Annotated in this window: 9 protein-coding genes and 1 pseudogene; 1 reads left to right on the top strand and 9 read right to left on the bottom strand. The window is 69.7% G+C overall.

Annotated features, from left to right (window positions below):
* Window positions 1-86: 86 nt before the first annotated feature.
* The 7 genes from AKJ13_RS29590 to AKJ13_RS29560 all read right to left on the bottom strand — a co-directional run bounded on the left by AKJ13_RS29590 (window position 87) and on the right by AKJ13_RS29560 (window position 7173).
* Window positions 87-974 (bottom strand): nonribosomal peptide synthetase MxaA, encoded by an 888-nt coding sequence (locus tag AKJ13_RS29590; protein WP_082317204.1) that lies wholly within the window; start codon window positions 972-974, stop codon window positions 87-89.
* 148 nt (window positions 975-1122) lie between these two features.
* On the bottom strand, window positions 1123-1980 hold the full coding sequence (locus tag AKJ13_RS29585; RefSeq protein WP_050736517.1) for a DUF58 domain-containing protein: 858 nt from the start codon (window positions 1978-1980) through the stop codon (window positions 1123-1125).
* On the bottom strand, window positions 1977-3008 hold the full coding sequence (locus AKJ13_RS29580) for a MoxR family ATPase (protein ID WP_050736516.1): 1032 nt from the start codon (window positions 3006-3008) through the stop codon (window positions 1977-1979). Before AKJ13_RS29580 ends, AKJ13_RS29585 begins: the two co-directional genes overlap by 4 nt.
* Window positions 3009-3201: 193 nt before the next feature.
* Complete coding sequence (locus tag AKJ13_RS29575; RefSeq protein ID WP_007569499.1) at window positions 3202-3498, bottom strand: methanol dehydrogenase [cytochrome c] subunit; 297 nt, start codon at window positions 3496-3498, stop codon at window positions 3202-3204.
* An 86-nt stretch (window positions 3499-3584) separates the two neighbouring features.
* Window positions 3585-4151: a cytochrome c(L), periplasmic gene (gene moxG / locus AKJ13_RS29570; protein WP_144426451.1), complete on the bottom strand. Its 567-nt coding sequence runs from the start codon at window positions 4149-4151 to the stop codon at window positions 3585-3587.
* Window positions 4152-4240: 89 nt separating this feature from the next.
* The gene (gene moxJ, locus AKJ13_RS29565) at window positions 4241-5146 is read right to left on the bottom strand and encodes a methanol oxidation system protein MoxJ (protein ID WP_050736514.1); all 906 of its coding nucleotides are present in this window, start codon (window positions 5144-5146) and stop codon (window positions 4241-4243) included.
* A 143-nt stretch (window positions 5147-5289) separates the two neighbouring features.
* A complete protein-coding gene (locus AKJ13_RS29560; protein ID WP_050736513.1) occupies window positions 5290-7173 on the bottom strand; it encodes a methanol/ethanol family PQQ-dependent dehydrogenase in 1884 nt (627 codons plus the stop codon).
* A 343-nt stretch (window positions 7174-7516) separates the two neighbouring features.
* Here AKJ13_RS29560 and AKJ13_RS29555 point away from each other — a divergent pair, with 343 nt between their 5' ends.
* The gene (locus AKJ13_RS29555) at window positions 7517-8401 is read left to right on the top strand and encodes a serine protease (protein ID WP_050736512.1); all 885 of its coding nucleotides are present in this window, start codon (window positions 7517-7519) and stop codon (window positions 8399-8401) included.
* Window positions 8402-8435: 34 nt separating this feature from the next.
* Here the strand turns inward: AKJ13_RS29555 and AKJ13_RS32425 are convergent, their stop codons facing one another.
* Window positions 8436-8585, bottom strand: coding sequence for a hypothetical protein (locus tag AKJ13_RS32425; RefSeq protein ID WP_007569493.1), 150 nt, complete (start codon window positions 8583-8585; stop codon window positions 8436-8438).
* Window positions 8586-8692: 107 nt separating this feature from the next.
* Window positions 8693-8989 (bottom strand): annotated as a pseudogene (locus tag AKJ13_RS29550) (GAF domain-containing protein); the annotation flags it as partial.

Genomic DNA, 8989 nt, shown 5'->3' with positions numbered 1-8989 from the left:
CCGGAGGCGACGAGCGGCAGCAGCGCGAACGGCAGCAGCCACAGCCAGGCGGGCGACGCGACCCCGAGCGACTCGACGGCCATCGCTCAGGCCTCCCGCTCGGCGGCGGCGAGCCGGCGCAGGCCGGCCTCGACCTCGGACCAGGGCAGGCTCGCCCGGGCGGCCTCGGTCTCGCGGCCGAAGAAGGCCCGGCGCGAGGCGTCGAAGAACCGGGCCAGGGCTGGTCCCTCCCGGCGGAAGGCCGGATGCCGGTCGAGGAAGGCCGAGAGGTCGTCGGCCAGCACGCGGCGGCCGTCGGTCTCGTCGAGGCCGCGATGGATCAGGCGCAGGGCTTCGCGGTAGCGGGCTTCGCCCTCACCGCCCAATCGGCGCAGGGCGCGCGCGGCCCGGGCGAACGGGCGCCCGGGCCGCGCGAACCAGCCGCGATCATAGCCGAGGGCCGCGAGCGCCAGGACGGCCGCCACGAAGGACACGAGGGCGGCCCGCAGGTCCGGCACCGGGTCGAGCCGGGGGACGCGCCCGTCCGGTCGGAGATACTCGGCCGGGTCATCGTGCTTCTCCGGCTGGACCTCCCGCAGGGGCGAGACGCCGAGTGACCAGCCGGGGATCTCGGCCTTGGCGGAAGTCGTGCCGCCCGCGGCCGCGCTCTCCAGCGACACGGAAAAGCCCGGGATCGCGATCTGGCGGGCATCGAGCGCCGCGTAGAAGGTCTGGTAGGTGAGGTGCAGCCGGACCCGGCCGAGGTTTTCCTCCACCGTGATGGCGCGCAGGTCCAGCCAATAGGTCAGCGGCCCGGGCGCCGGCAGGGAGGCGCGCTGCAGGCTGAACCCGGGATCGACCGCGATGTCGGCCTGAACCCGCACCAGATCGCCCAGAAAATACCCGAAGGCGCGGGGCACCCGCACCTCGACGGAGCGCACCTGCGCCATGGCGGCACCGGCCTGCAGAAGGAGTGCGCAGCAGGCCAAGATCATGGGTTTCCGAAGGGCGAAGCCCATCGGGGGGGTATTGGGGCGGAGCCCTGATGCCTTGGACCGCGCCCGATCGCAGGGCTCCGCCCTGCACCCGCAAAAGGTCTCGAACCTTTTGAAACCCGGACTTTTGGTGAGCGCTCCCGTCATCTCAAGTCGCCAGCAGGTGGCGGGTGAGCGCCTGGGCGTCGAAGCGGTCGACCAGGTGGAACGGGGCCCGGGCCGATGACGCGGCGGCGAGGCTGCGCAGGGCGTCGCGCCGGGCCTGCTCCCGGGCGATCCAGCGCCGCTTCAGGGCGGGGCGCAGGAAGACGAGGCGGCGACCGGCGCCTTCGAGATCGTCGAGTTCCACCAGGCCCCAATCCGGCAGGCCGGCATCCTCGGCGCTGTCGGCGAGCAGGACCGGGACCGTGTCGTGGAGCGCCAGCGCCGCGAAGACCTGCGCGATCAGGTCCTGCGGCCAGCGGAAATCGGAGACCAGGAAGATCAGGCGCGGCCGGCCGAACAGCAGGCGCGCGGCGTCCAGCAGCCCCTCGGCGCCGGTCGCGTCACAGCGCGCCGCCGCAATCCGCTCGGCCATGGCGAGGGCCGGCCCGCGCCGGCGCGTGGCCGGCAGGTAGAGATCCGCCCGCACGGTGTGGTCGCAGCCGATCACCCCGAACCCGTCGCCGATCCGGGTCGCCGATGCGGCGAGTCCGGCGCAGAGGTCGGCGGCCTGACGCAGGCGGTCGCCGGCGCCCCGGAAGCGCATCGACGCCGAGAGGTCGATCAGCGCCCAGACCTCGACGGCGTTGCGCATCTCGAAGCGCCGGACATGCACGCCCTCGAACGGGTCGCGCAGGCTGGCGCGCAGGTCGATCCGGCGCGCATCCGGCAGGGTCAGGAACGAAACCTGGTCCCGGAACGTGCCGAGCCCGCCGGCCTCCTGGCCGCGATGCGCCCCGATCCGGCGGCCCCGCGGGCGCCAGCGCGGCAGGTAGACGATCTCGGCCGAGGGCGCCCCGGTCATGGGGCCGGCACCGTCTCGAACACCGCCCGGCACAGGTCCGGGACGATCTCGCTGCGGCGCATCTCGTGGACCGGCTCCAGGAAGATGCGGTGCGCCATCACCTCGGGGAAGACCGCCCGGATATCCTCCGGCACAAGCCAGTCCCGCCCCTCCAGCCAGGCCCGCACCCGGGCCGCCCGGACCAGGAAGGCGAGGCCGCGCGGCGAGGCACCGCCCTGCACCAGCGTGGCCATGTCGATTCCGGGGAGCCGAATCCCGGCCTCCGCCGGGCGCACGAGGGCATCCCAGAGCCCGACCACATAGGTCTCGATCTCCGGGGCGGCCTGGATCGCCACCTGGATCGAGGCCGCGATGGCGCCGAGGCGGGCCTGGTCAAGCACGCCCTCGGCCACCTCCGCGATCAGCCGGTCAGTGTCGTGGAAGCGCGGGTCGAACACCAGGGCGCGCCGGGCCTGCGCGTTGCGCGGCGCGTCCATCCCGATCTCCATCAGGAAGCGGTCGCGGGCGGCGGCAGGCAACTCGAAGGTCTCCTCGCGCTCCACCCGGTTGCGGTCGGCGAAGACCTGGAGGTTGGGGAACCGGTAGTCCCGGGCGAAGGCCGTGACGCTGCGCTCGGCCATGATCCGCAGGAGCAGGGCATGGACCTGCGGGCGGGCGCGGTTGATCTCGTTGAAGAAGAACACCGCCAGATCCTCGGCCCGGCGCAGGACCGGCCCCGGCTCGACCCGGGGGCGGCCGTCCTCGGCGAGGTAGGTGTGGTAGATCAGGTCGGTCGGCATCATGTCGACCGTGCCCTCGACGCGCTCGTAGGCGCCCCCGAGGGCCCGGGCGACCGCCCGCAGCAGCGTGGTCTTGCCGACGCCGACATCGCCCTCCAGCATGACGTGGCCGCGGGCGAAGATCGCCGTGGTGACGAGGCGGATGACCCGCGCCTGGCCGACCACCGCCTTGGCGACCTCCGCCTCGAAGCGGGCGGCCGAGGCCCGCCAATCGGTGAGCTGGGCGTCGCCGGGGTGGAGCGTGTTCATCGCGCTGGTTCCGGGACAGGGCGGCCGGCCTCAGGGAGAGACCGGACCGAGGCGCGCGACCGGCTCGGCGGCGCGCGGCGACATGGAAGAGCGGAAGCCCGTCGATTTCCGGCTTCTGAGCCTCGACCTCATCCTGAGATGCTTCTGCGAAGCGGGAGCCCCAGGATGAGGGATCGATCTGGATCTTCGCGATTCAGTTCGCTGAGATCTTGCTGACGTCGTACTCGAACTTGCCGGTCTTCTTGGCGTTCTCGATGCGCTTGCGGTTGCGCTCTTCCATCAGCTTGATGGATTCCGCCTGCTTGCCGACCTCCTTGGGGTCGTGCTTCGGGTCGTACTTCGTCCCCGCGACCTTCTCGGGGAAGCCGGGCTTGGGCTCCCAGCAATTGCCCGGCGCCTTGCAGGTCTGCCCATCATAGGCCAGGGCCGGCAGGGCGAAGAGCGCCCCTGCGGCCACCATCGCGGCGGTGATCATGCTTCTGTTGCGCATCGTCGACTCCTTGCGTTCGCTCCCAGGGCGGCCCGATGGGCCGTTCTTTGGCGCCGGCTCGGCCGGGCGCTGCTCCGCGCGGACGCTCACTCCAGCGGCTTGCACTGGCCGGGCTCGTCCTTGGCGAAGGTCTCGCCTTCCTTGAAGGGCGTGTAGTGTTTCTTCTGCTCGTCGGTCAGCCAGGCGGCATCGTTGACCGGGCCGGTATAGAGATGCCGGATCCAGGCGATGACCTGGAGCGCCTCATCCGGGTTCAGATCTTCGTTGTGCGGGCCCATCATGCCGTTGGCCCCGCCCCAGATCGTCGCGAACAGGCCGGTATCTTCGGTGTTGGCCGGATAAGTCCAGTAATTGTCGTTGAGGCCGGGGCCGACCTTGCCCTCGGCCAGATGGCCGTGACAGCCGGAGCAGGAGGTCAGGTACAGGCTCTCGCCGTTGCGCAGGCACGACTTGTCGTCGATGTAGAGGTTCTTGCCGGTCTGGAAGAAGGTCTGGACCGCCTTGGTGTCGCGCCCGCCGGGCTTGCCCTCGGCGAGGTCCAGCGGCTCCCCGGTGATGGTGTTGCGGAAGATCAGGCCGGTCTGCGGCCCGGATTGCGGCTGGGCCATCACGGCGGCCGCACAGAGCGCCGAGGCGGCGCCGGCCAGAAGCATCAACCGGATACGTGTGGTCTTCGTCATCTCATCTTCGCTTCACGGGGACTGGATCGCGCGGCGCTCGCTCGCCGGCCGCGCGGCGAGGGTCAGTTGGTCGCCACCGGGACGCCGTCCTGCTTCAGGATCGCGTCGATCTGCGGCTTGGCCTTGGCGATGGCGGCATCGAGGGCGTCGCGGAGCGCCGTGTCGTCCCGGCGCACGCCCATGGACTGGTCGAAGCTCTGGGGCATCTTGCGGCCGTCGCTGCTGACCGTATCGTTGGGCACGAGGGTCATGCGCAGGGGCACGGCCGACTCCTTGACGTAGCGGGCCACGTCGGGCCCGAAGGCGACGCCCACATCCGCCTTGTCGTTGGCGACCTCGCTGACGATCCGGGCCGGGTCGATCTGCGTGTACTGGTTGCGGGGCGCCCGGAAGCCGACCAGCGAGTAGAGGTAGGCCATGTCCTCCTCGTAGCGGCCGATATCCTTGAGCATCGCCTCGCCCGGGGAGCCCAGCGGGACGACCATGTGGTCGACGGTCTTGAGGCGCGGATCCGACCACGACTTCACGTCGAGGTCCTTGTCGGCGCGGGTGATGAAGACGTAGCCGCTGCGGTAGTAGGGCTTGGTGGTCAGCACCCGCGGGTCGTCGCTGTCGAGGCCGACGACCACGTCGCAGGTCCGCTTCTCGAGCCCGTCGCGCACCAGGTAGATCGCCGGCTTGGCGAGCCAGACGAAGACCGGCTTCTTGCCCATCGCCTCGGCGACCGCGACGGCGACCCGGTTCTCCAGGCCAGACCCGTCCCGCATGGAGAGCGGCGGCTGCTTCTCGGAGGCGCAGATCCGCAGGATGGACGGGTCGGGCTTGGGCGCGGCCGCAGCCTTGCCGGGCTCGGCCTGGATGACCTGCGCCTCCGATTCCTGGGCCCAGGCCCGCTGGGCCGGGATCGCGAGGGCGAGCAGGGCCGCGACGCAGGTCGCCGCGCGAAGGATTCCGCCGAGGAGCGGCATGGTTTCGATCCCTCAAAGGATTTCGTCGGGAAGCGGCTCCCGCGCCGGGAGGGCGGGGCCGGCGAACCGGGGCTCCGCCGCCCGAACGGGGCGGCGGAGCTGTCGCGCCAGGAGGCGCGGGTCAGGCGCGGGTCAGGTGCGGGTCACTTGGATGCGTGCTGCGCGTACTCGCCGACGTTCGGGTCGTCGTACGGACCCTTGCCGTCCAGGGAGAACACGACCACGCCGCCGCCCATCTGGGTGTAGTTGGCGAGCTTCTTGAAGGCGCCCACCGCGCCGAGGCCGGCAGTCGGATCCTGCAGGTCGAACACCAGGCCCACGCCCGGCCAGCCGCCGACGCCGTAATAAATGGCGACGTATTGGGTGCCCTTGTGGGTGTAGGTGATCGGGTAGCCAATCGCCCCGGAGGGCAGCTTGAACTTCCAGAGCAGGTCGCCGTTGTCCGAGTCGCGCGCCTTGATGAAGCCGTCCAGCGTCCCGTACAGGACGATGCTGCCGGCGGTGGCGGTGGTGCCGCCCCAGACGGCGAAGCGCTCCATCTTCTCCCAGTTGAACTTGCCGGTGATGGCGTTGTAGCTCTTGATCTGGCCCAGCCCCTCGTAGTTCTGCCGGTCCCCCTTCGGACCCGGATACATGTTCAGCGTCGCGCCGACGAAGAACTGGCCCGCCCGGTAGGGCAGCATGAACGGCTCCCAATCCATGCAGATGTGGTTGATGCCCATGTAGAAGGCTTGGCGCTTCGGATCGTAGGAATCGTGCCCCTGGTTGTGGTAGCCCATCGCCGAGGGACAGATGTCCTTGGCGAGGTGATCCATCCGGGTGCCGTATTCCGGGTCGCGCACCGGCGTGCCGGACTTCAGATCGACCGACTTGAACACGTTGACCGTGTCGTCGATCTTGTTGGCCGAGACCAGCGAGCCGTCCGTCCGGTCGAGGGTGTAGACGATGCCGTTGCGGTCGGGATGGGTGAGAAGCTTCCTCATCTTCCCGTCCTTGTCCTTCTGCTCGGACAGCATCATCACGTTGACGCCGGCATAGTCCCACTCGTCGTGGGGCGTCTTCTGGTAGCCAAAATGCGCCTCGCCGGTGTCGACGTCGCGGCCGAAGATCGTCATCGTCCACTTGTTGTCGCCCGGACGCATGGTCTCGTTCCAGGGCGCCGGGTTGCCGGTGCCGAAATAGATCATGTTCGTGCCCGGGTCATAGGCGTACCAGCCCCAGTTGGTGCCGCCGCCGATCTTCCAGGCGTCGCCCTCCCAGGTGGAGGTGCCCAGGCCCTTCTGGCCGTAATGGGCGTTCTTGATGTTGAAATCCTTGGCGAGCAGCAGGTCCTCGTCCGGACCGGTGGCGTAGGCGCGCCAGACCTGGGCGCCGGTCTTCACGTCGTAGGCGGTCAGGTAGCCGCGCACGCCGAGCTCGGCGCCCGAGGAGCCGATGATCACCTTGTCCTTCACCACGTAGGGGGCGATGGTGAGCGTCGAGCCGACCTTGATGTCGGAATTCTCGACCTTCCAGACCGTCTCGCCGGTCTGCGCGTTCAGCGCCACGACGTTGCCGTCGAGCAGGGTCTTCAGGATCAGCGCCGGGGTCTTGCCGTCGCCCGGCCAGTAGGCCAGCCCGCGGTTGACGAGGTCGCAGCAGGCGACCGAGCGGGCGGCCGGGTTCTGCTTGGGCTTGTCCTGCCACAGGATCTTGCCCGGATCGTCGAGGTCGAGCGCGAAGGTGTTGTTCGGGAACGAGGTGTGGACGTACATCTTCCCGTCGACGACCAGGGGCGCGCCCTCGTGGCCGTTGAGCAGACCGGTGGAGAAGGTCCAGGCCGGCTTCAGCTGCTTGACGTTCGTCTTGTTGATCTGCGTCAGGTCGCTGTAATTGTCGGAATCGTAGTTCTTACCGGGCATCACCCAGTTTTCGCCGCTCTTCGACTGCTCGATGAGCTTGTCGTTGGCGAAAGCCGCGCCCGCAAGGCCGACCGGCGCCAGTGCCAGGATCGCCAGGGCCGAGACTGAACCCGCTAGCCTTCTCATGATGCATCTCCTCGCCAGGCCGCCGGCCTTTCGGCAACGCGGCTATTCATTTTCGCAGTGCAAGATCGATCGAGGCCGCTCGCATCGATAGTCAGCTTTATTTGCGACTTAGAGACATTCGACCTTTATGATCTGCTTATTAAGATCTTGTCACCTTTCAGTTTTATGCGCCAATGCCCGACGATGTCTTCAGGCAAGCTGACATTTGTTGGCGGGATAATTCGGCAATGCCGCGGGGACGCAGCGGAATACCCGTCGCCGGCTTGACCGCCCCCCCGGCGCCCGCCCAGAACTGTGTTCCCGGCCCGCACAATGCTCGGCCTTCAGTCTTCGGGGCTGCTTGATGGGCTTGAGACGGTCCAGCCCGTTCTTTGCCGGCACGATGCCGGTCTCGGGAGGCCCCCGGCGGTCGGCGCATGCCCGGCGGCCGATCCTGCTGGTGACGGCGCTGTTCGCTCTGGCCGGCGCGGCCCGGGGCGCGGACCGAGCCGGGACGGCGGGTCGCCTCGCAGCGCTGTATCCGCAGGATGCGCGCCGCGACCTGACCGGCGCCGATTTCGAGCGCTATCGGGGCGCCGGCATCCTGTGGTGCCGGGGTCCGGACGGCGTCCCGCAGAAGGCGGCCGCGGCGTGGCTGATCGCCGATCGCTCGACCGTTGTGCTGAACGCCCACAATTTCCGGGATCGCCGCCTCGCGGTCACCCGCCCGGTGGCCGACTGCTACTTCCAGATCGGCGGCCGCAACTACGATTTCGAGGCCGACAGCCTGGTGCTCGGAACCGCCCCCGGGGCGGATGGCCTGCACATCACCGACGATTGGGCGATCCTGCGCCTCGACCGCCCGGCCGATGCCGTCCCGCAGCCCCTGCCTGAGCCGCCCGATCTGCCGGTCGGGGACGTCACCCTGCCGGTGACCATGGTGTCGCCCGCGGGCCACGGCAATTATCGCGGCCCCAGCAGCCTCGAGCGCTGCGCCATCCGGCGGATCGACCCGCCGAGCGAGGATGCGATCCGCCGCGCCCGCCACGATTGCAACGACGGCTACGGCGGCTCGGGCTCAGGCCTGTTCGACGAGGCCGGCCGGCTGATCGCCCTGCAGAGCGCATCCCTGTCGATGAACTCTCGAAGCCGCTTCGATATCGAGTTCCATTACGGATCCGCCCTGCTCCTCGAAGGCGGCCTGCTGGCGGCTCTCCGGGGCCGGGCGGAGGCGGGCGGGCGCCGGTGAGATCGCGCGACGCGACCCCGCCGGCCGGCAACCATCACTTCCGTTGCGCGGTCGGGTTCGGCGCCGCGGCGGTGTCCGGGGCGACCGCGGGATTGATGGGCGTGACGACGGACCACGTGCCGGCAATCGCGATGATCGCGGCGAACAGGGCGGCGAAGATGCCGATGAGGACGAAGCGCTTCATGAGGGGGCTTGAGACATCCAGGCGAGCCGCGGGCGTGTTAGCAACAGCCGGAGGCCGGTGATTGATCCCCGCTGCGACGCAGGCGCGCGGCCCGCACCGGGCTGCGCCTAGGTCGGCCGCCCGGCCTCGCGATCGGATGGCGGCACGGCATCGGGGCGCCGCGCCTGGGCGCGCGGGTGCAGGGAGGCCAGCGCGGCCCCGGCCTGCCGCGCCAGCATCTCCAGCCGGTAGACCGTCATGTCGTCCGGGATGACCGACGTGCACCAATAGGCGCCCAGGGCGGCGATCGGCTCCGGCGACCCGATCGGGACCATCACGAGGCTGCGCATCGACGTGGTGCGGTAGGCCTCGATCGGCACCCGGGGGTCGAACTCGATGGCCGGGATTACGGCGGTCTCGTCATT

Source organism: Methylobacterium sp. ARG-1, assembly GCF_001262595.1.
GTDB lineage: Bacteria > Pseudomonadota > Alphaproteobacteria > Rhizobiales > Beijerinckiaceae > Methylobacterium > Methylobacterium brachiatum.
The sequence above is the reverse complement of the archived record's forward strand: the minus strand, read 5'-3'. Positions and strand labels throughout refer to the sequence as shown.

Bases quoted from the DNA above. Each gene is read 5' to 3' on its own strand.
- AKJ13_RS29590 (WP_082317204.1), bottom strand. From the start codon at position 974: ATGATCTTGGCCTGCTGCGCACTCCTTCTGCAGGCCGGTGCCGCCATG.
- AKJ13_RS29585 (WP_050736517.1), bottom strand. From the start codon at position 1,980: ATGACCGGGGCGCCCTCGGCCGAGATCGTCTACCTGCCGCGCTGGCGC.
- AKJ13_RS29580 (WP_050736516.1), bottom strand. From the start codon at position 3,008: ATGAACACGCTCCACCCCGGCGACGCCCAGCTCACCGATTGGCGGGCC.
- AKJ13_RS29575 (WP_007569499.1), bottom strand. From the start codon at position 3,498: ATGCGCAACAGAAGCATGATCACCGCCGCGATGGTGGCCGCAGGGGCG.
- moxG (WP_144426451.1), bottom strand. From the start codon at position 4,151: ATGCTTCTGGCCGGCGCCGCCTCGGCGCTCTGTGCGGCCGCCGTGATG.
- moxJ (WP_050736514.1), bottom strand. From the start codon at position 5,146: ATGCCGCTCCTCGGCGGAATCCTTCGCGCGGCGACCTGCGTCGCGGCC.
- AKJ13_RS29560 (WP_050736513.1), bottom strand. From the start codon at position 7,173: ATGAGAAGGCTAGCGGGTTCAGTCTCGGCCCTGGCGATCCTGGCACTG.
- AKJ13_RS29555 (WP_050736512.1), top strand. From the start codon at position 7,517: ATGGGCTTGAGACGGTCCAGCCCGTTCTTTGCCGGCACGATGCCGGTC.
- AKJ13_RS32425 (WP_007569493.1), bottom strand. From the start codon at position 8,585: ATGAAGCGCTTCGTCCTCATCGGCATCTTCGCCGCCCTGTTCGCCGCG.